We start from the raw sequence: 23,399 nt of genomic DNA on the forward strand, positions 1-23,399 counted from the left end.
GCCCCTGCGGGCTCTCTCAGTGCGTCGGCCCTTTGAGGGCCTCGGGGAGGGGCAGGCTGTAGACCTCGATGCCCTCATCGCGCAGTTCCTCGCGCTCTTCTTCGGTGGCCTGACCGCGGATGCCACGGGCAGGGGCCTCGCCATGGTGGATCTTGCGGGCCTCCTCCGGGAAGCGCGGCCCCACGTCCTCGGTATGGGCCACCACATGGCGCACGGCCTGCATAAAGGCCAGTTGCATCTGCTGCAGCATGGGCGATGCCGCGATCTCGCCGCTGGCGGCCATCGTTGGCACCGCGGCTGCCTCCTCCGGACGGCGGGGAATGGCGGCCTGCGGCTCGGCCCGCGCACCCGACAGGTTCAGCCGCGGGGCACTGGGGGCGCGCACCACTTCGGCCACACCGCACAGCGGACAGGTGAGCAACCCTCGCAGCTGCTGGCTTTGAAAGTCATCCTCAGAGGCAAACCAGCCTTCGAAGCCGTGCCCCTGTGCACAGCGCAGGTTCCAGACCTTCATGGCCTCATCCCTGCACCGGATCGGTCGTCTGCCAGTCGAGTGACCAGCGACCGGCCCGCCACTTCTGCAGCCACTGCAGCCCGATCAGGGTCTTGGCATCGGTGAGTCCGCCCTCGGCGGCCAGGGCGTCCAACGCCTCTTCTGTCATCAGGCAGAGGTCGATCAGTTCGCCATGATCCAGGTGTCGTTCGCCAGGCACCAGCCCGCGCGCAAACCAGATTTCGATGAACTCGTCGGAATACGCTGCCGCGTTGTGCAGGACGCCGGCACGGGCCCACTCCCGAGCCCGGTATCCGGTCTCCTCGGCCAGTTCACGCGCGGCGGCGGACAGGCGAGACTCGCCCGGATCCAGCTTGCCCGCCGGGAACTCCAGCAGCACTTGCTGCAAGGGGTAGCGGTACTGCCGCTCTAGCACAAGACGGCCGTCATCCAGGATGGGCACGATCACCACCGCACCGGGGTGGATGATGTACTCACGCCCGGCCTGGCTACCATCAGGCAGTGCGATCTGGTCCTTGCGCACCTCCAGGAAGTGCCCTCGATAGACCACTTCTGACGAGACCGTCGTCTCGATCAGATGCCGCTCATCCGGCATCCGGAACCTCTGCGACGCGCCGACGCCGCAGATAGCGCCAGATGAAGCCGGGCACCGCCAGGGTCAGGAACAGACAGCCCAGGGCCGCGAAGAACTCCCAGCCCTGCGGTGAACGCTGTCCCAACTGGTTCTCCAGCCCGAATCCGGCGGCCAGCACGGCCAGCCAAAGCAACACCAACTCCAGCAGACGCCAGCCGAAGGCCTTGTCCTGCTGGCGGGGGCCGACCAGCAGCACCCGCTGCGACAGGAACGGGAGATTGGCGGCCAGCAACGCAGCCACCAAGACCATCCACACGGCAACGTCCTGGGTCATCGAAAGCCCTTGCCTTCTTTCGCCTCAGCCTGCCAGGGCCGCGACGATCACATCGCGGCACAGGGCCATCAGGCCATCTGGCAGCAGGCCCAGCGCCAGAGCGGCAAAGCCATTGACCGCCAGCACCACGCCGACTCCGGCGTAGCTGGCGCCTGCAAAGGCCTGGCTCTCACGCGCCTCGTCGAAGTACATGACCTTCACCACACGCAGGTAGTAGAAAGCACCGATCAGGGACAGCAGCACGGCCGCGATGGCCAGGATCAGATAGGTCGAATCCCCAGTGCTGACCAGCGACTGGAGGATGGCGAACTTGGCGTAGAAGCCCACCATCGGTGGCACGCCAGCCAGCGAAAACATGAACACGGTCATCACGCCCGCCAGCCAGGGGCTGCGCTTGGCCAGGCCGGCCAGATCGGCAATCTCCTCGCTCTCGAAACCCTGGCGGCTGATGTACATGATCAAGCCGAAGGTGCCCAGCGTGGTCAGGACGTAGGTGACCAGGTAGAACAGCGCCGAGCTGTAGCCGTTGGCGGCCAGCTGGGTGGAACCGGCCACCACGGTGGGGGTCAGGCCCAGCAGCATGAAGCCCAGCTGCGCGATGGCCGAATAGCCCAGCATGCGCTTGAGGTTGGTCTGCGCAATGGCGGCCACGTTGCCGATGACCAGCGACAGCACCGCCAGCACGATCAGCATCTGCTGCCAGTCGTGCGCCACGCCGCTCAGACCCTCCACCAGCAAGCGGATGGTGATGGCGAAGGCAGCCAGCTTGGGCGCCCCACCGACCATCAGCGTCATCGAGGTAGGTGCGCCCTGGTACACGTCGGGCACCCACATGTGGAACGGCACCAGGCCCAGCTTGAAGGCCAGACCGGCCACGATGAACACCAGGCCGAAGCTCAGCACGGTGGCATTGACCTGACCGGTGGCGATGGCGTCGAACACCTCGGGGATGTCGAGCGATCCTGTGGCGCCGTACAGCATGGACATGCCGTAGAGCAGGAAGCCGCTGGCCAGCGCGCCCAGCACGAAGTACTTCATCGCCGCTTCGGTGGACACCGCGTGGTCGCGGCGCAGCGCGATCAGCGCGTACAGCGACAGGCTCATCAGCTCCAGGCCCACGTAGATGACCAGGAAGTTGTTGGCCGAGATCATCACCGAGATGCCCAGCACGACGAACATCGCCAGGGTGAAGAACTCCCCCTTGAGCAGCTCGCGGCTGCCGATGTAGGGACGCGCATAGGCGATGGTGATCATCATCGCGATCGCAGCGCTCAGAGCCAGCAGATGGCCCATCGGATCGGACACGACCAGGCCCTGCATGGCATAGACCGAGGCCTTGGCACCTTCCGCGCCCAGCCCGTTCTGCAAGGCCAGGCCGTGCAGCAGGGCCACGCCGGCCAGGGCGGCCTGGGTCATCCAGAAGGTCAGGCAGCGCGTGGGCTGGGTGACGTACAGGTCCACCAGGGCCACCACGCAGGCGGCCACCAGCAGCAGGATTTCAGGGTAGACAACGAGCCAGTTCATTTGAGTCATGGTGTGCATCCCGGCTGTGTCAGTTGAGCTTGGACACGGCCACGTGCTTGAGCAGTTCGGTCACCGAGACGTGCATCACATCCGTGAAGGGCTTGGGGTACAGGCCCATGGCCAGCACGGCGATGGCCAGCACGGCCAGCATGCCGAACTCGCGGGCGTTGATGTCGCTCAACTCACGCACATGGTCGTTGGTGACGTCACCGAAGTAGACGCGCTTGTACATCCACAGGCTGTAGGCCGCGCCGAAGATCACAGCGGTGGCCGCCAGCAGGCCGATCCAGAAGTTGTAGCCCACCGCGCCCAGGATCACCATCCACTCGCCGATGAAGCCCGCGGTGCCCGGCAGGCCGCAGTTGGCCATCGAGAACAGCAGCGCGAAGGCAGCGAACTTGGGCATGGTGTTGACCACGCCGCCGTAGGCCGAGATTTCACGCGAGTGGACGCGGTCGTACAGCACGCCGATGGACAGGAACATCGCCCCCGAGACAAAGCCGTGCGAGATCATCTGCACGATGCCGCCCGACATGCCCAGCTCGCTGAAGATGAAGAAGCCCAGGGTGACGAAACCCATGTGCGCGATGGACGAGTAGGCCACCAGCTTCTTCATGTCCTGCTGCACCATCGCCACCAGGCCGATGTAGACCACGGCGATCAGGGACAGCGTGATGATGAACCAGGCATATTCATGCGCGGCGTCCGGCGCGATCGGCAGCGAGAAGCGCAGGAAGCCGTAGGCCCCCAGCTTCAGCATGATCGCGGCCAGCACGACGGAGCCCCCGGTCGGCGCTTCCACGTGGGCGTCCGGCAGCCAGGTGTGGACCGGCCACATCGGCACCTTGACGGCGAAGGCGGCGAAGAAGGCGAAGAACAGCAGCGCCTGCGCGTTCAGCGGCAGGGGCAGCTTGTGCCAGTCCAGGATCTCGAAGCTGCCACCCGACTTGATGTACAGGTAGGTCAGGGCCACCAGCATCAGCAGCGAGCCCAGCAGCGTGTAGAGGAAGAACTTGAACGCCGCATAGACGCGCCGCGGACCGCCCCAGATGCCGATCACGATGTACATCGGGATCAGGGTGGCCTCGAAGAACACGTAGAACAGCAGACCGTCCAGCGCCGAGAAGACGCCGATCATCAGGCCCGACAGGATCAGGAAGGCGCCCAGGTACTGGTGCGCGCGTTCCTGGATCACCTCCCAGGCAGCGACCACCACGATCACCGTGATGAAGGCGGTCAGCAGCACGAACCAGACCGAGATGCCGTCCACACCCAGGTGGTAGCGCACATTGAAGCGCTCGATCCAGCTCAGGTTCTCGACGAACTGCATTGCTGCGGTGCCGGTGTCAAAGCCAGTGATCAGCGGCAAGGTGACCAGGAAGCTGACGACGGAGCCGACCAGCGCGGTCCAGCGGGCCGCTCCCGGGTTCTCGCTGCGCCCCAAGGCCAGCAGGATGACGCCGAAGGCGATCGGCAGCCAGATGGCAACACTCAAAAGACCCATTGTTGTTCTCCGCCTTCTCTCAACGGCCCAGCAGGGTCGTCAGATGGGGCCACAGCTGCCACGTCATCAGACCAAACACACCCAGCACCATCACCAGCGCATACCAGGACAGGAAACCGGTCTGCACGACGCGCAGGGCACCGGCACACCAGCCGACCACACGGGCCGATCCATTCACCAGCAGACCATCGATCAGACCGACATCACCGCCCTTCCACAGGCCACGCCCGATCAGGCGGGCACCCGCGGCGATGATGTTCTCGTTGATCCAGTCCATGTAGTACTTGTTCTCCAGCACGCGCACCAGCGGGGCCAGCACCCGGGCCAGCGTGGCCGGGATGGCCGGTGCCACCATGTAGAACACATAGGCAGTGACCACACCAGCCAGGGCCAGCAGGAACGGCAGCGAGGTGAAGGCGTGCAGACCCATGGCCAGCGGGCCGTGGAACTCATGCGCCAGCTCTTCCATCGCGGGGTGGGCTTCGCTGTTCACGAAGATCACGCCCTTGAAGAAGTCGCCGTAGAGCATCGGCTCGATGGTGAAGTAGCCGATGATCACCGACGGAATGGCCAGCAGCACCAGGGGCAGCGTCACCACCCAGGGCGATTCGTGCGGGGTGTGCGAGTGGCCATGGTCATCGTGGTGGTCATGCTCGCCCGGGAAGGGCTTGTGGTGGAAGTGCTCCTTGCCGTGGAAGACCAGGAAGTACATGCGGAACGAATAGAAGGCGGTCACGAACACACCCGCCACGACGGCGAACTGCGCGAAGCCGGCGGCCGGCAGGTGGCTGGCCGCCACGGCTTCGATGATCGAGTCCTTCGAATAGAAGCCCGAGAAGAACGGGGTACCGATCAGCGCCAGGGACCCAACCAGCGAGGTGATCCAGGTGATGGGCATGTACTTGCGCAGGCCGCCCATGTTGCGCATGTCCTGGTCATGGTGCATGCCGATGATGACCGAGCCCGCACCGAGGAACAGCAGCGCCTTGAAGAAGGCGTGGGTCATCAGGTGGAACACGGCCACGTTGTAGGCCGACACGCCCAGGGCCACGGTCATGTAGCCCAGCTGCGACAGCGTGGAATAGGCCACCACGCGCTTGATGTCGTTCTGGATGATGCCCAGGAAGCCCATGAACAGCGCGGTGATCGAGCCGATCACCAGCACGAAGTTCAGCGCGGCGTCCGACAGCTCGAACAGCGGCGACATGCGGGTCACCATGAAGATGCCGGCGGTCACCATGGTGGCGGCGTGGATCAGCGCCGAGATCGGGGTCGGGCCTTCCATCGAATCCGGCAGCCAGATGTGCAGCGGGAACTGCGCCGACTTGCCCATCGCGCCGATGAACAGACAGATGCAGGCCACCGTCAGCAGGCCCCAATCCTGACCCGGGAAGGTCAGCTTGGACAGCTCCTCGGACTTGGCGAACACCTCGACGTAGTTCAGCGAACCGGCGTAGGCCAGCAGCAGGCCGATGCCCAGGATGAAGCCGAAGTCACCCACCCGGTTGACCAGGAAGGCCTTCAGGTTGGCGAAGATGGCCGTGGGCTTCTTGTACCAGAAGCCGATCAGCAGGTAGGACACCAGGCCCACCGCTTCCCAGCCGAAGAACAGCTGCAGGAAGTTGTTGCTCATGACCAGCATGAGCATCGAGAAGGTGAACAGCGAGATGTACGAGAAGAAGCGCTGGTAGCCCGGGTCCTCTTCCATGTAGCCGATGGTGTAGATGTGCACCATCAGCGACACGAAGGTCACCACGCACATCATCATCGCGGTCAGGCCGTCGATCAGGAAGCCGACCTCCATCTTCAGGCTGCCGACCGTCATCCATTCGTAGACGGTGGCGTTGTAATGCGCACCGTCGACTGCCACGGCCTTGAGGACCATGGCCGAGCAGATGAAGGCGATCAGCACGCCGAGGATGGTCACCAGGTGCGCACCGCGCCGACCGATGGTCTTGCCGAACAGACCCGCCAGGATGGAGCCGGCCAGCGGCGCCAGGGGCACGGTCAGAAGCAGGTTCTGGGAAAGTTGTGCAGACATGTTCTTCGGGGCTCCGTGCGTCAGCCCTTGAGCGAGTCGAGCTCGTCCACGGCAATCGTCGAGCGGTTGCGGAACAGCACGACCAGGATGGCCAGACCGATGGCCGATTCGGCCGCCGCCACGGTGAGGATGAAGAACACGAACACCTGCCCGGCCATGTCACCCAGGTAGTGGGAGAAGGCCACGAAGTTCATGTTCACCGCGAGCAGCATCAGTTCGATCGACATCAGCAGCACGATCAGGTTGCGGCGGTTCAGGAAGATGCCGACCACCGACAGCGCGAACAGACAGCCGCCCAGCGTCAGGAAATGGTAGAGGGTGATGCCGTGGCTCATGCCTGGCCTCCTTCAGCGTCCTTGGGGGCGGACGGTTGTTCCACGGTCGGCGCCATCTTCACCAGGCGCAGGCGGTCAGAGGCTTTCACACGGACCTGCTCCGCCGGATTCTGGTAGCGACTGTCCTTGCGATGGCGCAGGGTCAGGGCAATGGCAGCGATCATGCCCACCAGCAGCAGCACGGCGGCCACCTGCAGCGGGTACAGGTACTGGGTGTAGATCTCCACGCCCAGCGCGCGGGAGTTACCAAGCTTGAGCACAGCCGGGTCGAAGGCCTTGGCCTCCGGCAGGTTGAAGCCGGCCTTCATCACGATGGCCATTTCGATGGCAATCGCCGCGCCAACCAGCGCCGCCAGCGGGAAGTGGTTCCAGAAGCCCTGACGCAGGCTGTCGGTGTTGATGTCCAGCATCATCACCACGAACAGGAACAGCACCATCACGGCGCCGACGTAGACCAGGGCCAGTGTGATGGCCAGGAACTCGGCCTGCAACAGCATCCAGATGCAGGACGCGTTGAAGAAGGCGAGCACCAGGAACAGCGCCGCGTGCACCGTGTTGCGGGCCGTGATCACACGGAAGCCTGCAAACAGCAGCACAGCAGAGAAGATGTAGAACAGAACGGAGGTGGGATTCATGTTGTGTGCGCCCGTGAGGTGCGCTGCCCCGGGGACGGCGGCTTGCCGTCCGGACCGGTCAGCGGTACTTGGCGTCGGCCTCCTTGTTGGCGGCAATCTGCTTCTCGTAGCGGTCGCCCACCGCCAGCAACATGTCCTTGGTGTAGTACAGGTCGCCGCGCTTCTCGCCGTGGTATTCGAAGATGTGCGTCTCGACGATGGAGTCCACCGGGCAGCTTTCCTCGCAGAAGCCGCAGAAGATGCACTTGGTCAGGTCGATGTCATAGCGCGTCGTGCGACGCGAGCCATCGGCCCGCACATCGGACTCGATGGTGATGGCCATGGCCGGGCAGACCGCTTCGCACAGCTTGCAGGCGATGCAGCGCTCTTCCCCGTTCTCATAGCGGCGCAGGGCATGCAGACCGCGGAAGCGCGGCGACAGCGGCGTCTTCTCTTCCGGAAACTGGACCGTGATGGTCGGCGACAGGAAGTGGCGACCGGTCAGCGCCAGACCCTTCCACAGTTCCAGCAGCAGGAAGCTGGAAAAGAAAGTCTTGAGGGATGCGATTGAAGACATGGATTGCTCTTTCTCTCGCCTTACTGCCAGATGTTGAAGGGCGACTGGATCCACAGACCCACCACCACCAGCCACATCAGGGTGATGGGGATGAAGATCTTCCAGCCCAGACGCATGATCTGGTCGTAGCGGTAGCGCGGGAAGGAGGCGCGCACCCACAGGAACATCGTGACGACGACGAAGACCTTGATCGCCAGCCAGATCCAGCCCGGGATGAAATCCAGGAAGGCGACGGGGCTCAGCCAGCCGCCCAGGAAAAGTAGCACGGTCAGCATCGACACCAGGATCATGTTGGCGTACTCAGCCAGGAAGAACATGGCGAAGGACATGCCCGAGTACTCGATCATGTGCCCGGCCACGATCTCGGATTCGCCTTCCACCACGTCGAAGGGGTGGCGGTTGGTTTCGGCCAGACCCGAGATGAAATACACCATGAACACGGGCAGCAGCGGCAACCAGTTCCAGGACAGGAAGCCCAGGCCCATACCGGCCATGTGGCCCCTGCCCTGCTGCATCACCACATCGCTGAGGTTCAGGCTGCCGGTCACCATCAGCACGATCACCAGGGCAAAACCCATGGCGATCTCGTAGCTCACCATCTGGGCCGAAGCGCGCAGCGCGCCCAGGAAGGCGTACTTCGAGTTGGAGGCCCAGCCGGCGATGATCACACCGTAGACCTCCAGCGAGGTGATCGCCATCAGGAACAGCAGGCCGGCGTTGATGTTGGCCAGCGCCACATCAGGCCCGAAGGGAATGACCGCCCACGCGGCCAGCGCCGGCATGATGGTCATGATGGGTCCCAGGAAGAACAGACCCTTGCTCGCGGCCGTCGGACGGATGATCTCCTTGAAGATCAGCTTGACGGCGTCGGCAATGGGGGTCAGCAGACCGAAGGGACCCACACGGTTCGGGCCCGGACGGATCTGTGACCAGCCGATGGCCTTGCGCTCCCAGAGGGTCAGGTAGGCGACGCAGCCCAACAGGGGCAGCAGCACCGCGACGATCTTGATCAGCGACCAAACGACGGGCCACAACAGGCCGCCCATGAGGGACAGCCCGGCTTGGTAGATGTTGTCGATCATGTGAGTTCCTACCCCTGGCCTCAGGCCGCCTCGACGGCGATCGCGCCGAACATCGCACCCAGAGTCGCCGTGACGGCATGGCCGGCCGGCACGCGCACCACGTTCGGTGCCAGGGTGGCATCTTCGCGCGCGGCCAGCACCGCAGACGCAGCCCCTTGGGACACACGGACCTTGGCGCCCTCGGTCAGACCGAGCTGTTGCCACAGCGCAGGCGGCAAGCTGGCCACCGGCGTCTGGGCGTCACGGGTCAACTGCAGCGAGGTCGCACGGCGCACCAGGCTGTCGGTGCTGTAGATGGGCACGTCGGCGACGCGCTGCAGACCGGCCATCGGAGCGGACAGGTTCACGGCCAGCGCGATGCCATTGTTCAGGCGGGTGGGAATCGTCGACACGTCGCCCAGGGCCTCGGCACGGACTTCCTCGACCGACTCCTGCTCGAAGCCCGGCAGGCCCAGCAGGTTGCCCAGCACGCGCAACACCTTCCAGGCCGGACGGGTATCGCCCTTGGCTTGCACCACGCCATGGAAGGACTGCACGCGCCCCTCGGCGTTGACGAAGCTGCCGGCGGTTTCCGTGAACGGCGCGATGGGCAGCATCACATCAGCGTTCGGCACCACCGCATCCTTGAACGAGGTCAGCGCCACCACCAGGCCGGCACCTTCCAGCGCGGCCCGGGCCGCAGCGGCATCGGCTGCGTCCAGCACTGGCTCGGTGTTCAGCAGCAGCAGCGCCTTCATCGGCTGAGACAGCATCTGGCCGGCATTCAGACCACCCTGGGCCGGTTGCGCGCCCACCAACTGAGCCCCCACCGTGTTGGCAGCTTCGGTCAGGTAGCCAACCGTGGCACCCGTCTGCGCAGCGATCCAGTTGGCCAGAGCCAGCAGCGTGGCCGCCTGCGGATGCTGCGCCGCGGCGTTGCCCAGCAGGATGGCCGAGCTCTGGCCGGACAGCAGCGACTGCGCCACGGTCTCGGCTTCGGTCGACACCAGCGCGGTGACCGGTGCCGCCACGCCCTTGGCAGACGCCACGTAGCCAGCCACATTGGCCAGGGCCTGGGCCCAGTCGGCCGGCGCTGCCGTCACCGTACCGCTCAGCGGCATGGCCCAGTCGTCATGCACGGCGTTCAGGCTGAAGACCTGGGCACCGCGGCGAACCGCCTGGCGGATGCGCTGTGCGAACAGTGGATGATCCTTGCGCAGGAACGAACCCACGACGAAAGCACGGTCCAGAGAAGACAGCGCGGCGATGGAGGTCCCCAGCCAGCGCACGCCCTGCCCTGCCGTGAAATCGGCATGACGCAGGCGGTGGTCGATGTTGTCGCTGCCCAGACCGCGCACCAGCTTGGCCAGCAGATGCAGTTCTTCCACCGTGCTGTGTGCGGAGCCCAGAGCACCGATACCGCTGGCGCCGAACTCGGCCTTGACCCGCTTGAGGCCGTCGGCAACGTAGCCCAGCGCGGTGTTCCAGTCCACCGAGATCCACTGGCCACCCTGCTTGATCATCGGGGTGGTCAGGCGTTGCTCGCTGTTCAGGGCCTCGTAGCTGAAGCGGTCGCGGTCGGCCAGCCAGCACTCGTTGACGTCCTCGTTCTCGAGCGGAACGACACGCAGGACCTGGTGGTTCTTCACCTGGACGATCAGGTTGGAACCGGTGGCATCGTGCGGGCTGACGCTCTTGCGGCGCGACAGCTCCCAGGTGCGGGCGCTGTAGCGGAAGGGCTTGCTCGTCAGCGCGCCGACCGGGCACAGGTCGATCATGTTGCCCGACAGCTCCGAATCCACGGTCTGTCCGACGAAGGTCGTGATCTCGGAGTGCTCGCCGCGGTTCTGCATGCCCAGCTCCATCACGCCGGCCACTTCCTGGCCAAAGCGCACGCAGCGGGTGCAGTGGATGCAGCGACTCATCTCCTCCATGGAGATCAGCGGGCCCACGTTCTTGTGGAAGACCACGCGCTTCTCTTCTTCGTAGCGCGAGGCCCCCCCCCCGTAGCCCACCGCCAGATCTTGCAACTGGCATTCGCCGCCCTGGTCGCAGATTGGGCAGTCCAGCGGGTGGTTGATCAGCAGGAATTCCATGACGGACTTCTGCGCCACCACGGCCTTCTCGCTCTTGGTGCGCACCACCATGCCTTGCGTGACGGGCGTCGCACAGGCCGGCATCGGCTTGGGTGCCTTTTCCACGTCCACCAGGCACATGCGGCAGTTGGCCGCGATGGAGAGCTTCTTGTGATAGCAGAAGTGCGGGATGTAGGTGCCAGCCGCATCGGCCGCATGCATCACCATGCTGCCTTCGGGCACCGAGACCTTCTTGCCGTCGAGTTCGATTTCCAACATATCGTGTGTGCCCCGCTCAGACGTAGGCCGGGACCTTGCAGGTCTTGTGTTCGATGTGGTGCGCGAACTCGTCGCGGAAATGCTTCAGCATTCCGCGCACCGGCATCGCGGCGGCATCACCCAGGGCGCAGATGGTGCGGCCCATGATGTTGCCGGCCACGCTGTCCAGCAGTTCGAGGTCTTCGGCACGGCCATGGCCGTTCTCGATGCGGTCCACCACGCGCCACAGCCAGCCCGTGCCTTCACGGCAAGGCGTGCATTGGCCACAGGACTCGTGCGAGTAGAAGTAGGACAGACGCTGCAGGCTCTTGACCATGCAGCGGGTCTCGTCCATCACGATGACCGCGCCGGAGCCCAGCATCGAGCCGGCCTTGCTGATGGAGTCATAGTCCATCGTGCAGTCCATCATGATGGAGGCCGGCAGCACCGGTGCGGACGAACCGCCCGGGATCACCGCCTTGAGCTTCTTGCCACCCCTCACGCCGCCGGCGAGTTCCAGCAGCTTGGAGAACGGCGTGCCCATCGGGATCTCGTAATTGCCCGGGCGCTCCACATCGCCGACCATCGAGAAGATCTTGGTGCCGCCGTTGTTGGGCTTGCCGCATTCGAGGTAGGCCGGGCCGCCGTTGCGGATGATCCAGGGCACCGCCGCGAAGGTCTCGGTGTTGTTGATGGTGGTGGGCTTGCCGTACAGGCCGAAGCTGGCCGGGAACGGCGGCTTGAAGCGGGGCTGCCCCTTCTTGCCTTCGATCGACTCCAGCAGCGCGGTTTCTTCGCCGCAGATGTAGGCGCCGAAGCCGTGGTGGGCGTGCAGATTGAAGCTGAAACCACTGCCCAGGATGTTGTCACCCAGCAGACCGGCGGCGCGCGCCTCGTCCAGGGCTCCCTCGAAACGGTCGTAGACCTCGAAGATCTCACCGTGGATGTAGTTGTAGCCCTGGCTGATGCCCATCGCGTAGGCGGCAATGGCCATGCCCTCAATCACGATGTGCGGGTTGTAGCGCAGGATGTCCCGGTCCTTGCAGGTCCCGGGCTCGCCCTCGTCGGAGTTGCACACCAGGTACTTCTGGCCCGGGAACGCGCGGGGCATGAAGCTCCACTTGAGGCCCGTCGGGAAGCCGGCGCCGCCGCGGCCACGCAGACCCGAGGCCTTGACCTCGGCAATCACCTGATCCTGCGTCAGGCCTTCGCCGCCATCCTTGCCCAGGATCTTGCGCAGGGCCTGGTAGCCACCGCGCGCCAGGTAATCCTGCAGGCGCCAGTTGCCGCCGGTCAGGCCGGCATAGATCTGGGCGCCGATATGACGGTCATGGAAACAGGTTTCCAGGCCAGTGGCTTGGAAACGGGAGAGATCCAATGCCATGGTCAGGCCGCCTTTCCTGCTTCCGAGCGGATCAGGTCGATCATCTCGTCGAGCTTCTGGTTGCTCATGTAGCTCAGCATCTGGCGGTCGTTCACCAGCATCACCGGTGCATCGGCACAGGCACCCAGGCATTCGCACTTGGCCACGGTGAACAAGCCGTCAGCGGTGGTGCCGCCGTCCTCGACACCCAGCTTCTCGCACAGGTGTTCCAGCGCTTGCTGGCCGTTGCGCAACTGGCAAGGCAGGTTGGTGCAGACGTTCAGCTTGAACTTGCCGACCGGCTGCTGGTTGTACATGTTGTAGAAGGAGGTGACCTCGTGCACCGCAATGGCGGGCATGCCCAGGTACTCGGCGATCTGGGCCTCGGCCTCGGAGGACACCCAGCCCTGCTCCTGCTGCACGATGGACAGGCAGGCCATCACGGCCGACTGCGCCTGCTCCTTGGGGTACTTGGCCACTTCCTTGGCGAAGCGGGCCTTGGTGGCGTCAGAAAGTGTCATCGATCGATCTCGCCAAACACAATGTCCATGGTGCCGATCACCGCGACGGCGTCGGCAATCATGTGGCCGCGGGCCATTTCGTCCAGCGCGGCAAGGTGGGCAAAGCCCGGTGCGCGGATCTTCAGGCGGTACGGCTTGTTGGCGCCGTCGCTGACCATGTAGATGCCGAACTCGCCCTTGGGATGCTCGACGGCGGCATAGGCCTCGCCTTCGGGCACGTGGAAGCCTTCGGTGAAGAGCTTGAAGTGGTGGATCAGCTCTTCCATGCTCGACTTCATCTCGACCCGCGTGGGCGGTGCCACCTTGTGGTTGTCGGTGATCACCGGCCCGGGGTTGGCGCGCAGCCAGTCCACGCATTGCTTGATGATGCGGTTGGACTGGCGCATCTCGGCCACGCGGACCAGGTAGCGGTCGTAGGTGTCGCCGTTCTTGCCCACCGGCACGTCAAAGTCCATGTTGGCGTAGACGTCGTAGGGCTGGGTCTTGCGCAGGTCCCAGGCCACACCGGAGCCGCGCAGCATCGGGCCCGAGAAACCCATGTTCAGGGCACGCTCGGGCGACACCACGCCGATACCGACCGTGCGCTGCTTCCAGATCCGGTTGTCGGTGAGCAGGGTCTCGTAGTCGTCGACGTTCTTCGGGAAGCGTGCGCAGAAGTCGTCGATGAAGTCCAACATCGAACCTTGGCGGTTCTCATTGAGCTTCTTGATCGCGCGCTCATTGCGGATCTTGCTGGCCTGGTACTGCGGCATGGCGTCCGGCAGGTCGCGGTAGACACCACCCGGACGGAAGTAGGCCGCGTGCATGCGCGCGCCCGACACCGCCTCGTACAGGTCGAACAGATCTTCGCGTTCGCGGAACGCGTAGATCAGGATGTTCATCGCCCCGCAGTCGATGCCGTGCGCGCCGATCCACAACAGGTGGTTCAACAGGCGGGTGATCTCCGAGAACATCACGCGGATGTACTGCGCCCGCAGCGGCACCTCGACGCCCAGCAGCCGCTCGGTGGCCAGGCAGTAGGCGTGCTCGTTGCACATCATCGACACGTAGTCCAGCCGGTCCATGTAGGGCAGCGACTGAATGAAGGTCTTCTGCTCGGCCAGCTTCTCGGTGGCGCGGTGCAGCAGCCCGATGTGGGGGTCAGCACGCTGGATGACTTCGCCGTCCAGCTCCAGCACCAGGCGCAGCACGCCGTGCGCGGCCGGGTGCTGCGGACCGAAGTTCAGGGTGTAGTTCTTGATGTCTGCCATGACGGGTTCCCGGGCTCAGTGCAGGCCGCCGTAGTTGTCTTCGCGGACCACGCGCGGGGTGATCTCGCGCGGCTCGATGGTCACCGGCTGGTAGACCACGCGGCGGGTTTCGGCGTCGTAGCGCATCTCCACATGGCCGGAAACCGGGAAGTCCTTGCGCATCGGGTGGCCGATGAAGCCGTAGTCGGTCAGGATGCGACGCAGATCCTGGTGGCCTTCGAAGATGATGCCGTACATGTCGAAGGCCTCGCGTTCGAACCAGTTGGCCGAATTCCAAAGGTCATTCACCGAGGCCACCATCGGCAGATCGTCATCCGGCGCGAACACCTTCAGACGAACACGCCAGTTCAGCGACACCGACAGCAAATGCGTCACCACCACAAAACGGGAGCCCTCCCAGGGCGCGTTACGGTAGGCGGACATGTCCATGCCGCACAGGTCGATCAGCTGCTCGAACTGGAGCCGGGGATCGTCATGCAGCGCCTTGGCAGCGCCCAGGTAGTCCGCGGCCTTCACCGTGATGGTGATCTCGCCTCGCTCGCGCTGGAGGCGCTGGATGCGCTCACCCAGCACGTCCGTCAGGGCAGCTTGCAGGTTATCGAGTTTCTGCGTCATGTGTAGACCCACCCGCACTCAGCGGGCAATGGTGTTTTCGCGCCGGATCTTGGCCTGCAACTGCAGGATGCCGTACAGCAGGGCTTCCGCCGTGGGCGGGCAGCCGGGGACATACACATCCACCGGCACGATGCGATCGCAGCCACGCACCACAGAGTAGCTGTAGTGGTAATAACCGCCGCCGTTGGCACAGGAGCCCATGGACAACACCCAGCGCGGCTCGGCCATCTGGTCGTAGACCTTGCGCAGCGCCGGGGCCATCTTGTTGCAGAGCGTGCCCGCCACGATCATCAGATCGGACTGACGGGGGCTGGGGCGGAACAGCATGCCAAAACGGTCGATGTCGTAGCGCGCCGCACCGGCGTGCATCATCTCGACCGCGCAACAGGCCAGACCAAAGGTCATGGGCCAGAGCGAGCCCGTCTTGGACCAGTTCACCAGCTTGTCGACCGAGGTGGTGACAAAGCCTTCCTTCAGAATGCCTTCATTACCCATGTGTAGTGTGCTTCTCGCTGTGGTCGTGACACCCCAAAGGGAATGCCGCCTCGAACACCCGGCCGGGGATCACTCCCAGTCGAGAGCGCCCTTCTTCCATTCGTAGGCAAAGCCGACCACCAGGATCGACAGGAAAACCATCATCGCCCAGAAACCTGACGCCCCGATGTCTTTGAGCGACACCGCCCACGGAAACAGGAACGCGATTTCCAGGTCAAAGAGGATGAACAGGATCGCCACGAGGTAGTAGCGAACGTCGAACTTCATGCGGGCGTCTTCGAAGGCTTCGAAACCGCACTCGTAGGGGGAGTTCTTCTCGGCATCCGGCCGATTGGGGCCTAGCACAAAGCCCAGCACCTGCGGGGCAACCCCGACCAGCGCTCCGACCAGAATGAAGAGAATGACGGGAAGATAAGGTTGCAGGTCCATGGTCGGCAGGTTCCAGCAGTCGTCAAAAGCGCATCCGGACATGAGAAAGGCGCGCCCCCTGGGGCTTTGCCCCCAGGCACTGCGCGCCCAGCCTTCCCCGATGATTCAGGGCGCTCGACAGAGCTTCCGGATGAAGGCTCTGCCGATGAATCTGGTGCCGACGGCGAGACTCGAACTCGCACAGCTTTCGCCACTACCCCCTCAAGATAGCGTGTCTACCAATTTCACCACGTCGGCGTGGTTCAGTCCTGTCTAGTGCCTGTCCAGTTTGCGTGAGGTGTTGCTCACCGAACAGCCACTGATTCTAGCCTGAAAAATGACTTAACTCATCTTCCAGGCAGTCCATTCGAACAGATTGTCAGTTCGATGCACCAGAAGCAGGCATCTGACCCGCCGTCGGAATCTGGGGCACGGCCGGAGCCGCCTTTTCCAGCACGCTGCTGCCGGTATCCGCAGGTTGGGCACGCGACACGCTGTTGGACATGAAGGCCAGGCCCAGTGTCGCCAGGAAGAACACCGTAGCACACACGGCCGTCGTGCGCGACAGAAAACTGGCGCTGCCAGTGGCGCCGAACAGGCTGCCCGAAGCCCCACTGCCGAACGAGGCCCCCATGTCGGCCCCCTTGCCGTGCTGCACCAGCACCAGACCGATCATGACGATGGCGGCCACCATTTGCAGCACGACCAGCAGGTTCATCCAGATATGCATGAATTCTTACTCCAAAGATTGATGTATACGGTGCCGGGCCGTCCTCAGCCGGCCGCGCGACAGATGGCCACGAAGTCTTCCGCCTTCAAGGCGGCGCCGCCGATCAACCCACCGTCGATGTCGGTCTGGGCAAGCAGGCTGGCCGCGTTGTCCGGCTTCATACTGCCGCCGTAGAGCAGCACCATGGTGTCCGCACGGGGTGTGGCCGCCTTCAGCTGGGCCCGCAGCACGGCATGCACCGCCTGGGCCTGCTCGGGCGTAGCCGTGCGTCCGGTGCCGATGGCCCAGACAGGCTCATAGGCCACCACCATCTCGCCGACGCAGTGCGCCAGCTTCTGGATCACCGCCGACAGCTGGCGCTTGACCACGGCTTCGGTTTCCCCCGCGTCGCGCTGCGCCAGGGTCTCACCCACGCAGACGATGGGCGTGATGCCACGGGACAGGGCCACCTTGGCCTTGTCCGCCACCACCTGATCGGTCTCGCCGTGGTAGGCGCGGCGTTCGGAATGCCCGACGATGGCGTAGCGGCAACCGAACTCGGCCAGCATGCCCGCGGACACCTCACCGGTGTAGGCGCCCTGCTCATGAGCCGAGCAGTCCTGGGCACCCCAGCGCAGATCGCCCCCAGCCAGCGTCACAGCCGTTTCCGACAGGTAGGGAAACGGCACGCAGACGGCCACATCGCAACCGAAGGGGCGCGCACCGACGATGCCGGCCAGCAGCTCGGCATTGCCCTTGTGGCTGCCGTGCATCTTCCAGTTGCCAACCACCAACTTGCGTCGCATGGAACCTCTCTTGTCTCTCGATTCTTCTCAGGCCCTCAGGCCGCCCAGTCCAGCACGATCTTGCCAACGTGCTGGCTGGATTCCATCAGCGCATGCGCCTGCGCCGCCTGCGCGGCCGGGAACACCCGCTCGATCACCGGCTTGATGCGACCGGCGACCAACAGTGGCCAGACCTTTTCGCGCAACGCCGCGGCAATGGCGCCCTTGAAGGCCACCGGTCGAGGGCGCAGCGTCGACCCGGTGATCGTCAGGCGACGACGCAGGACTTCGCCGGCGTTGAACTCGCTCTTCACACCGCCCTGGATGGCGATGATCACGATGCGACCATCGTCGGCCAGACAAGACACCTCGCGGGCGACGTAGTCGCCGGCCACCATGTCCAGCACCACGTCGGCACCACGACCAGCCGTGAGGCGCTTGACCTCCTCGGCGAAGTCCTGGGTGCGGTAGTTGACGGCATGGTCGGCGCCCAGCGCCACACAGGCCGCACACTTCTCGTCGCTGCCTGCGGTGACGATCACGGTCGCCCCCAGGGCCTTGCCCAACTGGATGGCCGTCACGCCGATGCCACTGGCACCGCCCTGCACGAGCAGCGTCTCTCCCGCGGCCAGGTGGCCGCGATCAAAGACGTTCGACCAGACGGTGAAGAAGGTCTCGGGCAGGCTGGCGGCTTCGACCATGCTCAGGCCCGCGGGCACCGGCAGACACTGGGCCAGCGGCACCACGCACAGCTCGGCATAGCCGCCACCGGCCACGAGGCCGCACACCGCATCGCCCAGCGCGAACCCGGCTGCCGCCAGTTCCGCTGCATCGCCCGCCACGATCTCACCCGAGATCTCCAGCCCCGGCAGGTCGGAGGCTCCCGGCGGGGGCGCGTAGGCGCCCTTGCGCTGCAGCACATCCGGACGGTTCACGCCGGAGGCACGCACACGCACCAGGACTTCACCGGCCGCCGGGACCGGATCGGGGCGAACCGCCTCGACCAGGACCTCGGGCTTGCCGAAGCGGGTGATCTCGATCGCACGCATCGGCGGCCGCTTATTGCTGCTGTTGCTGCTGCTGGGCGACGCCGTCGTCCGTCACCGCCTCAGGAGCCGGCTGCTGCTCGGCACGCTCGCGGCGGGGGCGCTCGCTGCGCTCGCCGCGGTCACGACGCTCGCCGCGGTCACCGCGTTCGCCACGATCACGCGGAGCACGCTCATAGCGCTCCTCTTCCATGCCTTCCGGACGTTCTTGCAGCGCCTTCATCGACAGCTTGATGCGGCCCTTCTCGTCGGTCTCCAGCACCTTGACCTTGACGATCTGGCCTTCCTTCAGGAAGTCCTCGACCTTCTCGACGCGCTGATGGGCGATCTGGCTGATGTGCAGCAGACCGTCCTTGCCCGGCAGGATGTTGACCAGGGCACCGAAGTCCAGGATCTTGGTGACCGGGCCTTCGTAGATCTTGCCCACTTCCGCCTCGGCGGTGATCTCGGTGATGCGCTTCTTGGCGAACTCGGCCTTGTCGGCGTCGGTCGAGGCGATGGTGATGGTGCCGTCCTCGCCGATGTCGATCGTGCAGCCGGTTTCCTCGGTCAGCGCGCGGATGGTGGCGCCGCCCTTGCCGATCACGTCACGGATCTTCTCCGGGTTGATCTTCATGGTGTACAGGCGCGGAGCGAACTGCGAGACCTCGGTCTTGGCGCCGCCCATGGCTTCCACCATCTTACCCAGGATGTGCATGCGCGCTTCCTTGGCCTGGGCCAGAGCGACTTGCATGATTTCCTTGGTGATCCCCTGGATCTTGATGTCCATCTGCAGCGCGGTCACGCCCTGCGTGGTACCGGCCACCTTGAAGTCCATGTCACCCAGGTGATCCTCGTCGCCCAGAATGTCGGTCAGCACCGCGAAGCGGTTGTCTTCCTTGATCAGGCCCATGGCGATGCCGGCCACGTGGGCCTTCATCGGCACGCCCGCATCCATCAGCGCCAGGCAGCCGCCGCAGACCGAGGCCATCGACGAAGAGCCGTTGGATTCGGTGATCTCGGAGACCACGCGGATGCTGTAGGGGAAGTCTTCCTTGTCCGGCAGGCAGGCCACCAGGGCACGCTTGGCCAGACGGCCGTGGCCGATCTCGCGGCGCTTGGGGCTGCCCACGCGGCCGGTTTCGCCGGTGGCGAACGGGGGCATGTTGTAGTGCAGCATGAAGCGCTCGCTGTACTCGCCAGCCAGCGCGTCGATCACCTGGGCGTCGCGGTCGGTGCCCAGCGTGGCGGCCACCAGGGCCTGGGTCTCACCACGGGTGAACAGTGCCGAGCCGTGGGCGCGCGGCAGCACACTGTTGCGGATCTCGATCGGGCGCACGGTGCGGGTATCGCGACCGTCGATGCGGGGCTCACCGGCCAGGATCTGGCCGCGCACAATGCGGGCCTCGATCTCAAACAGCAGGCCGTCAACCTCGACGCCGTCGAAGCTCAGGCCCTGCTCGGTCAGTGCTGCCTTCACGGCGGCGTAGGCCTCGCGGCAAGCCTGGGTGCGGGCCTGCTTGGAGCGAATCTGGTAGGCGGCGCGCAGCTGCGGCTCGGCCTGCTCGGTCACCTTGGCAATGAAGGCCTCGTCCTTGGCCGGGGCCTTCCAGTCCCAGACGGGCTTGCCGGCTTCACGCACCAGCTCGTGAATGGCATTGATCGCGGTCTTGCCCTGGTCATGGCCGAACACCACGGCACCCAGCATCACGTCTTCGGACAACTGGTCGGCTTCCGACTCCACCATCAGCACGGCGGCTTCGGTGCCCGCCACAACCAGATCCAGCTTGGAGTCGGCCAGCTGGGTCTTGCCCGGGTTCAGCACGTACTCGCCGTTGACGTAGCCCACGCGGGCGGCGCCGATCGGGCCATTGAACGGGATGCCGGAGACGGACAGCGCGGCCGAGGTGGCGATCATCGCGGCGATGTCGGCCTGCACCTCGGGGTTCAGGCTCAGCACATGGATCACCACCTGGACTTCGTTGAAGAAGCCCTCAGGGAACAGCGGACGGATCGGGCGGTCGATCAGGCGGCTGGTCAGGGTTTCCAGTTCGCTGGGGCGGCCTTCACGCTTGAAGAAGCTGCCCGGGATCTTGCCCGCGGCATAGGTCTTCTCGATGTAGTCGACGGTCAGCGGGAAGAAATCCTGGCCCGGCTTGGGGTCGGTCTTGGCCACCACGGTGGCCAGCACCACGGTGTCTTCGATGTTGACGATCACGGCACCGCTGGACTGGCGGGCGATCTCGCCGGTTTCCATGGTGACCTGGTGTTGGCCCCATTGGAAGGACTTGGTGACTTTGTTGAACATGCTCATGGATGTCTCCGGTGAACGCGGCGCTCTTGGCGGCGGCGCCGTGGGACCGGGAGTCACCGTGTCGGGCGGTATGCCATTCCAGCGTGAGAGACCCGCCCTCACCCTGGAATGACACGACAGTACCCCGAACCCGGTTGCACTCCGAAAAAACAAAGAGCCTGTGCTGGGTGGAACTCCAGACAGGCTCTTGACCAGCGATGCCTGGCTTACTTGCGCAGGCCCAGCTTCTGGATCAGTGCAGTGTAGCGCTCAGCGTCCTTGCCCTTCAGGTAGGCCAGCAGGCGCTTGCGCTGGTTGACCATCTTCAGCAGACCGCGGCGACCATGGTGATCCTTGGCGTGGGTCTTGAAGTGGGGGGTCAGCTCGTTGATGCGGGCGGTCAGCAGGGCCACCTGGACTTCGGGCGAGCCAGTGTCGGCTGCACCGCGGGCGTGGGCCTTGACGATCTCGGCCTTGTTGAGGTCTGCCACGGACATGGCGATTTCCTTTGTTTGGGATTCCGCCACTTCCGAATTGACCTCTTCTCGGGGCCGACCAGGACGCCTGCGGTTTCCGTTGATGACTTGCGGTCGCAGGTGAAACCAACCCGCGCCGTGCTCTTCCGACAGGGTAAACCTGTGCAGAGTCGAATATTCTAGCCCAAAGAGGCAATCAGCGCCAGAGCGATGGCCGGCTCAAGCCTCGGCCAGTTCCCAGCGCGGGCGCACCTCGAAACTGTAGGCCCGCGAGGGCTGCACCAGCCCCGCCTGCCAGCGCATGGCCGCAGCCAGGGCGATCATCGCGCCATTGTCGGTGCACAGGGCCAGCTCGGGGTAGTGCACCCGCCACTGGCGCCGCGCCGCGGCCGCATCCAGTTGAGCGCGCAGCATCCGGTTCGCACTCACTCCACCGGCCACCACCAGCCGGTTCAGACCGGTGGCCTTCATCGCCTTGATGGACTTCTGCACCAGTACATCGACGATGGCCGCCTGGGCGCTGGCCGCCAGATCCGCCCGGGCCGCGTCCGAGGGGTCGGCCCCCATCTTCTGCAGGGTGGTCATGACAGCGGTTTTCAACCCGGCAAAGGAAAAATCCAGATTGGGCTGGTGCAACAGCGGCCTGGGCAACCCGTAGGCGTCCGGCCTCCCCTCTTCCGCCAACCGAGCCAAGGCCGGGCCGCCCGGATACCCCAGACCCAGCAGTTTGGCGGACTTGTCAAAGGCCTCGCCCGCAGCATCGTCGATGGTTTCGCCCAGCATCTCATAAGCGCCCACGCCATCCACCCGCATCAATTGGGTATGCCCCCCCGAGACCAACAAGGCCACAAAGGGGAACTGGGGAGGATCGGCCGACAGAAAAGGCGAGAGCAGATGGCCTTCCAGGTGGTGCACCGCCAGCGTGGGGCGATCCAGCGCCGCCGCCAGCGCAGTGGCCACCCCTGCACCGACCAGCAACGCACCGGCCAGCCCAGGCCCTTGCGTGTAGGCCACCGCATCCACGTCCTTCAGCCCGACGCCTGCCGCGCGCAAGGCCTCTCGCGCCAGGGGAATGGCACGCCGAACATGGTCCCGAGAAGCCAGTTCGGGCACCACGCCGCCATAGGCCTGGTGCATCTGGATCTGGCTGTGCAGGGCCTGGCCCAGCAACCGAGGCACGCCGGCAGAGCCACAGCGCACCACCGCCACACCGGTTTCATCACAAGAAGACTCGAATCCCAGAATCAGGGCGGAAGCAGTGAGTGTCACGAAATCTCGCAATTTGCTTGATCTAGGGCTAGCATATTGTCACTAAATCTGGTGAGAATTGGGTTGTTGTGCATCGATGAGGGCGTTACAAACGCCCCGCCCTTCCGAGGACGTTGGGACCATGAAGGAATACAAGATCACGGCTTGGCCCGATTTGCCTGCTGAGTTTCGCCGAACCGCCTACCGGCGCATGGTGAGTGAACTCTCGCAGCGCTACGTGACTGAAATCCATCTGCAGAAATGCACTGGGGCCTCTGCCCACGATGTCACGCGCCTGCTCAGCCACCTGGGTACTTGCGAGTTGCTCGACGCCCGGGAAGCCGAGGAAGAGCTCCCCAAGCGCCGCCGCCTGAGCTGGCCCTTCCAGCTGTTCACCAGCCACTGACTTCCTGAAAGAAAACCCGCCGTGCTCCTTGGAGGTTGGCGGGTTTTTATTCAATGATTCTCTCTCGCGTGGTTGATGGTGTACCTCGGGATCTCGATGGTCACATCCTCGGCCCCCACAATCGCCTGACAGGACAGCCGTGAGGTCGGCGTGAGGCCCCAAGCCTTGTCCAGCAGATCCTCCTCGATCTCATCGGGCTCACCCAACGAACGGTAACCCTGCTTCACCACCACATGGCAGGTGGTGCAGGCGCAGCTCATCTCGCAGGCGTGCTCAATGGCAATGCCGTGGTCGAGCAGTGCTTCGCAGATGGAGGTGCCCGTGGGCGCCTCGATGTCACCGCCTTCGGGACACAGGCTGGCGTGCGGCAGGATGTGGATGATCGGCATGGTCG

General features: G+C 64.6%; 25 protein-coding genes and 1 tRNA gene. 1 reads left to right on the plus strand and 25 read right to left on the minus strand.

Going from position 1 to position 23,399, the window contains the following annotated elements:
- Window positions 1–16: 16 nt before the first annotated feature.
- The 24 genes from M0L44_RS20415 to tsaD all read right to left on the minus strand — a co-directional run bounded on the left by M0L44_RS20415 (window position 17) and on the right by tsaD (window position 22,620).
- Window positions 17–514 carry a DUF1178 family protein gene (locus tag M0L44_RS20415; protein WP_252772031.1) on the minus strand — a complete coding sequence of 166 codons (498 nt, stop codon included), beginning with the start codon at window positions 512–514 and terminating at the stop codon, window positions 17–19.
- 4 nt (window positions 515–518) lie between these two features.
- Window positions 519–1,109, minus strand: coding sequence for an NUDIX domain-containing protein (locus tag M0L44_RS20420; RefSeq protein WP_252772032.1), 591 nt, complete (start codon window positions 1,107–1,109; stop codon window positions 519–521).
- Window positions 1,099–1,422 carry a DUF2818 family protein gene (locus M0L44_RS20425; protein WP_252772033.1) on the minus strand — a complete coding sequence of 108 codons (324 nt, stop codon included), beginning with the start codon at window positions 1,420–1,422 and terminating at the stop codon, window positions 1,099–1,101. The genes M0L44_RS20420 and M0L44_RS20425 overlap by 11 nt, the downstream gene beginning before the upstream one ends.
- Window positions 1,423–1,446: 24 nt before the next feature.
- Complete coding sequence (nuoN, locus tag M0L44_RS20430; RefSeq protein WP_252772034.1) at window positions 1,447–2,955, minus strand: NADH-quinone oxidoreductase subunit NuoN; 1,509 nt, start codon at window positions 2,953–2,955, stop codon at window positions 1,447–1,449.
- Window positions 2,956–2,974: 19 nt separating this feature from the next.
- The gene (locus M0L44_RS20435; protein WP_252772035.1) at window positions 2,975–4,450 is read right to left on the minus strand and encodes an NADH-quinone oxidoreductase subunit M; all 1,476 of its coding nucleotides are present in this window, start codon (window positions 4,448–4,450) and stop codon (window positions 2,975–2,977) included.
- 19 nt (window positions 4,451–4,469) lie between these two features.
- The gene (gene nuoL / locus M0L44_RS20440; RefSeq protein ID WP_252772036.1) at window positions 4,470–6,491 is read right to left on the minus strand and encodes an NADH-quinone oxidoreductase subunit L; all 2,022 of its coding nucleotides are present in this window, start codon (window positions 6,489–6,491) and stop codon (window positions 4,470–4,472) included.
- A 20-nt stretch (window positions 6,492–6,511) separates the two neighbouring features.
- Window positions 6,512–6,826, minus strand: a complete 315-nt coding sequence (nuoK, locus tag M0L44_RS20445) for an NADH-quinone oxidoreductase subunit NuoK (protein ID WP_252772037.1) — start codon at window positions 6,824–6,826, stop codon at window positions 6,512–6,514.
- Entirely contained in the window at window positions 6,823–7,461 is a 639-nt protein-coding gene (locus M0L44_RS20450) for an NADH-quinone oxidoreductase subunit J (RefSeq protein ID WP_252772038.1), read from the minus strand. Before M0L44_RS20450 ends, nuoK begins: the two co-directional genes overlap by 4 nt.
- Before the next feature lie 58 nt (window positions 7,462–7,519).
- Window positions 7,520–8,017: an NADH-quinone oxidoreductase subunit NuoI gene (gene nuoI, locus M0L44_RS20455; RefSeq protein ID WP_151123140.1), complete on the minus strand. Its 498-nt coding sequence runs from the start codon at window positions 8,015–8,017 to the stop codon at window positions 7,520–7,522.
- A 20-nt stretch (window positions 8,018–8,037) separates the two neighbouring features.
- Complete coding sequence (gene nuoH / locus M0L44_RS20460) at window positions 8,038–9,099, minus strand: NADH-quinone oxidoreductase subunit NuoH (RefSeq protein ID WP_252772039.1); 1,062 nt, start codon at window positions 9,097–9,099, stop codon at window positions 8,038–8,040.
- Between the two features lie 20 nt (window positions 9,100–9,119).
- On the minus strand, window positions 9,120–11,432 hold the full coding sequence (gene nuoG / locus M0L44_RS20465; protein WP_252772040.1) for an NADH-quinone oxidoreductase subunit NuoG: 2,313 nt from the start codon (window positions 11,430–11,432) through the stop codon (window positions 9,120–9,122).
- Window positions 11,433–11,448: 16 nt separating this feature from the next.
- Window positions 11,449–12,795 (minus strand): NADH-quinone oxidoreductase subunit NuoF, encoded by a 1,347-nt coding sequence (gene nuoF, locus M0L44_RS20470; RefSeq protein ID WP_252772041.1) that lies wholly within the window; start codon window positions 12,793–12,795, stop codon window positions 11,449–11,451.
- A 2-nt stretch (window positions 12,796–12,797) separates the two neighbouring features.
- Window positions 12,798–13,295, minus strand: coding sequence for an NADH-quinone oxidoreductase subunit NuoE family protein (locus M0L44_RS20475; RefSeq protein ID WP_022981284.1), 498 nt, complete (start codon window positions 13,293–13,295; stop codon window positions 12,798–12,800).
- The gene (locus M0L44_RS20480) at window positions 13,292–14,545 is read right to left on the minus strand and encodes an NADH-quinone oxidoreductase subunit D (RefSeq protein ID WP_252772042.1); all 1,254 of its coding nucleotides are present in this window, start codon (window positions 14,543–14,545) and stop codon (window positions 13,292–13,294) included. Before M0L44_RS20480 ends, M0L44_RS20475 begins: the two co-directional genes overlap by 4 nt.
- 15 nt (window positions 14,546–14,560) lie before the next feature.
- A complete protein-coding gene (locus tag M0L44_RS20485; protein WP_252772043.1) occupies window positions 14,561–15,160 on the minus strand; it encodes an NADH-quinone oxidoreductase subunit C in 600 nt (199 codons plus the stop codon).
- An 18-nt stretch (window positions 15,161–15,178) separates the two neighbouring features.
- Window positions 15,179–15,655 (minus strand): NuoB/complex I 20 kDa subunit family protein, encoded by a 477-nt coding sequence (locus tag M0L44_RS20490; protein ID WP_022981287.1) that lies wholly within the window; start codon window positions 15,653–15,655, stop codon window positions 15,179–15,181.
- A gap of 69 nt (window positions 15,656–15,724) precedes the next feature.
- Window positions 15,725–16,084 carry an NADH-quinone oxidoreductase subunit A gene (locus tag M0L44_RS20495; protein WP_252772044.1) on the minus strand — a complete coding sequence of 120 codons (360 nt, stop codon included), beginning with the start codon at window positions 16,082–16,084 and terminating at the stop codon, window positions 15,725–15,727.
- A 152-nt stretch (window positions 16,085–16,236) separates the two neighbouring features.
- Window positions 16,237–16,321: transfer RNA gene (locus M0L44_RS20500), tRNA-Leu, on the minus strand.
- Window positions 16,322–16,442: 121 nt separating this feature from the next.
- Window positions 16,443–16,793, minus strand: a complete 351-nt coding sequence (gene secG, locus M0L44_RS20505; protein WP_252772045.1) for a preprotein translocase subunit SecG — start codon at window positions 16,791–16,793, stop codon at window positions 16,443–16,445.
- A gap of 44 nt (window positions 16,794–16,837) precedes the next feature.
- Window positions 16,838–17,578: a triose-phosphate isomerase gene (tpiA, locus tag M0L44_RS20510; RefSeq protein WP_252772046.1), complete on the minus strand. Its 741-nt coding sequence runs from the start codon at window positions 17,576–17,578 to the stop codon at window positions 16,838–16,840.
- 35 nt (window positions 17,579–17,613) lie between these two features.
- Window positions 17,614–18,606 carry an NAD(P)H-quinone oxidoreductase gene (locus tag M0L44_RS20515; RefSeq protein WP_252772047.1) on the minus strand — a complete coding sequence of 331 codons (993 nt, stop codon included), beginning with the start codon at window positions 18,604–18,606 and terminating at the stop codon, window positions 17,614–17,616.
- A 10-nt stretch (window positions 18,607–18,616) separates the two neighbouring features.
- Entirely contained in the window at window positions 18,617–20,896 is a 2,280-nt protein-coding gene (gene pnp / locus M0L44_RS20520) for a polyribonucleotide nucleotidyltransferase (RefSeq protein ID WP_252772048.1), read from the minus strand.
- A 206-nt stretch (window positions 20,897–21,102) separates the two neighbouring features.
- Window positions 21,103–21,372 carry a 30S ribosomal protein S15 gene (gene rpsO / locus M0L44_RS20525; RefSeq protein WP_252772049.1) on the minus strand — a complete coding sequence of 90 codons (270 nt, stop codon included), beginning with the start codon at window positions 21,370–21,372 and terminating at the stop codon, window positions 21,103–21,105.
- 198 nt (window positions 21,373–21,570) lie between these two features.
- Entirely contained in the window at window positions 21,571–22,620 is a 1,050-nt protein-coding gene (gene tsaD / locus M0L44_RS20530) for a tRNA (adenosine(37)-N6)-threonylcarbamoyltransferase complex transferase subunit TsaD (RefSeq protein ID WP_252772050.1), read from the minus strand.
- Between the two features lie 121 nt (window positions 22,621–22,741).
- Between tsaD and M0L44_RS20535 the strand changes: the two genes are divergently transcribed.
- On the plus strand, window positions 22,742–23,005 hold the full coding sequence (locus tag M0L44_RS20535) for a hypothetical protein (RefSeq protein WP_252772051.1): 264 nt from the start codon (window positions 22,742–22,744) through the stop codon (window positions 23,003–23,005).
- Between the two features lie 50 nt (window positions 23,006–23,055).
- Here M0L44_RS20535 and fdx read toward each other — a convergent pair whose 3' ends face one another.
- Window positions 23,056–23,394: an ISC system 2Fe-2S type ferredoxin gene (gene fdx, locus M0L44_RS20540; RefSeq protein WP_252772052.1), complete on the minus strand. Its 339-nt coding sequence runs from the start codon at window positions 23,392–23,394 to the stop codon at window positions 23,056–23,058.
- Window positions 23,395–23,399: the final 5 nt, after the last annotated feature.

Origin of the sequence: Ideonella oryzae, assembly GCF_024055665.1 — a bacterium.
GTDB lineage: Bacteria > Pseudomonadota > Gammaproteobacteria > Burkholderiales > Burkholderiaceae_C > Ideonella > Ideonella oryzae.

Excerpts from the sequence above, each read along its gene's own strand:
- M0L44_RS20415 (WP_252772031.1), bottom strand. The coding sequence starts at position 514 with ATGAAGGTCTGGAACCTGCGCTGTGCACAGGGGCACGGCTTCGAAGGC.
- M0L44_RS20420 (WP_252772032.1), bottom strand. The coding sequence starts at position 1,109 with ATGCCGGATGAGCGGCATCTGATCGAGACGACGGTCTCGTCAGAAGTG.
- M0L44_RS20425 (WP_252772033.1), bottom strand. The coding sequence starts at position 1,422 with ATGACCCAGGACGTTGCCGTGTGGATGGTCTTGGTGGCTGCGTTGCTG.
- nuoN (WP_252772034.1), bottom strand. The coding sequence starts at position 2,955 with ATGACTCAAATGAACTGGCTCGTTGTCTACCCTGAAATCCTGCTGCTG.
- M0L44_RS20435 (WP_252772035.1), bottom strand. The coding sequence starts at position 4,450 with ATGGGTCTTTTGAGTGTTGCCATCTGGCTGCCGATCGCCTTCGGCGTC.
- nuoL (WP_252772036.1), bottom strand. The coding sequence starts at position 6,491 with ATGTCTGCACAACTTTCCCAGAACCTGCTTCTGACCGTGCCCCTGGCG.
- nuoK (WP_252772037.1), bottom strand. The coding sequence starts at position 6,826 with ATGAGCCACGGCATCACCCTCTACCATTTCCTGACGCTGGGCGGCTGT.
- M0L44_RS20450 (WP_252772038.1), bottom strand. The coding sequence starts at position 7,461 with ATGAATCCCACCTCCGTTCTGTTCTACATCTTCTCTGCTGTGCTGCTG.
- nuoI (WP_151123140.1), bottom strand. The coding sequence starts at position 8,017 with ATGTCTTCAATCGCATCCCTCAAGACTTTCTTTTCCAGCTTCCTGCTG.
- nuoH (WP_252772039.1), bottom strand. The coding sequence starts at position 9,099 with ATGATCGACAACATCTACCAAGCCGGGCTGTCCCTCATGGGCGGCCTG.
- nuoG (WP_252772040.1), bottom strand. The coding sequence starts at position 11,432 with ATGTTGGAAATCGAACTCGACGGCAAGAAGGTCTCGGTGCCCGAAGGC.
- nuoF (WP_252772041.1), bottom strand. The coding sequence starts at position 12,795 with ATGGCATTGGATCTCTCCCGTTTCCAAGCCACTGGCCTGGAAACCTGT.
- M0L44_RS20475 (WP_022981284.1), bottom strand. The coding sequence starts at position 13,295 with ATGACACTTTCTGACGCCACCAAGGCCCGCTTCGCCAAGGAAGTGGCC.
- M0L44_RS20480 (WP_252772042.1), bottom strand. The coding sequence starts at position 14,545 with ATGGCAGACATCAAGAACTACACCCTGAACTTCGGTCCGCAGCACCCG.
- M0L44_RS20485 (WP_252772043.1), bottom strand. The coding sequence starts at position 15,160 with ATGACGCAGAAACTCGATAACCTGCAAGCTGCCCTGACGGACGTGCTG.
- M0L44_RS20490 (WP_022981287.1), bottom strand. The coding sequence starts at position 15,655 with ATGGGTAATGAAGGCATTCTGAAGGAAGGCTTTGTCACCACCTCGGTC.
- M0L44_RS20495 (WP_252772044.1), bottom strand. The coding sequence starts at position 16,084 with ATGGACCTGCAACCTTATCTTCCCGTCATTCTCTTCATTCTGGTCGGA.
- secG (WP_252772045.1), bottom strand. The coding sequence starts at position 16,793 with ATGCATATCTGGATGAACCTGCTGGTCGTGCTGCAAATGGTGGCCGCC.
- tpiA (WP_252772046.1), bottom strand. The coding sequence starts at position 17,578 with ATGCGACGCAAGTTGGTGGTTGGCAACTGGAAGATGCACGGCAGCCAC.
- M0L44_RS20515 (WP_252772047.1), bottom strand. The coding sequence starts at position 18,606 with ATGCGTGCGATCGAGATCACCCGCTTCGGCAAGCCCGAGGTCCTGGTC.
- pnp (WP_252772048.1), bottom strand. The coding sequence starts at position 20,896 with ATGAGCATGTTCAACAAAGTCACCAAGTCCTTCCAATGGGGCCAACAC.
- rpsO (WP_252772049.1), bottom strand. The coding sequence starts at position 21,372 with ATGTCCGTGGCAGACCTCAACAAGGCCGAGATCGTCAAGGCCCACGCC.
- M0L44_RS20535 (WP_252772051.1), top strand. The coding sequence starts at position 22,742 with ATGAAGGAATACAAGATCACGGCTTGGCCCGATTTGCCTGCTGAGTTT.
- fdx (WP_252772052.1), bottom strand. The coding sequence starts at position 23,394 with ATGCCGATCATCCACATCCTGCCGCACGCCAGCCTGTGTCCCGAAGGC.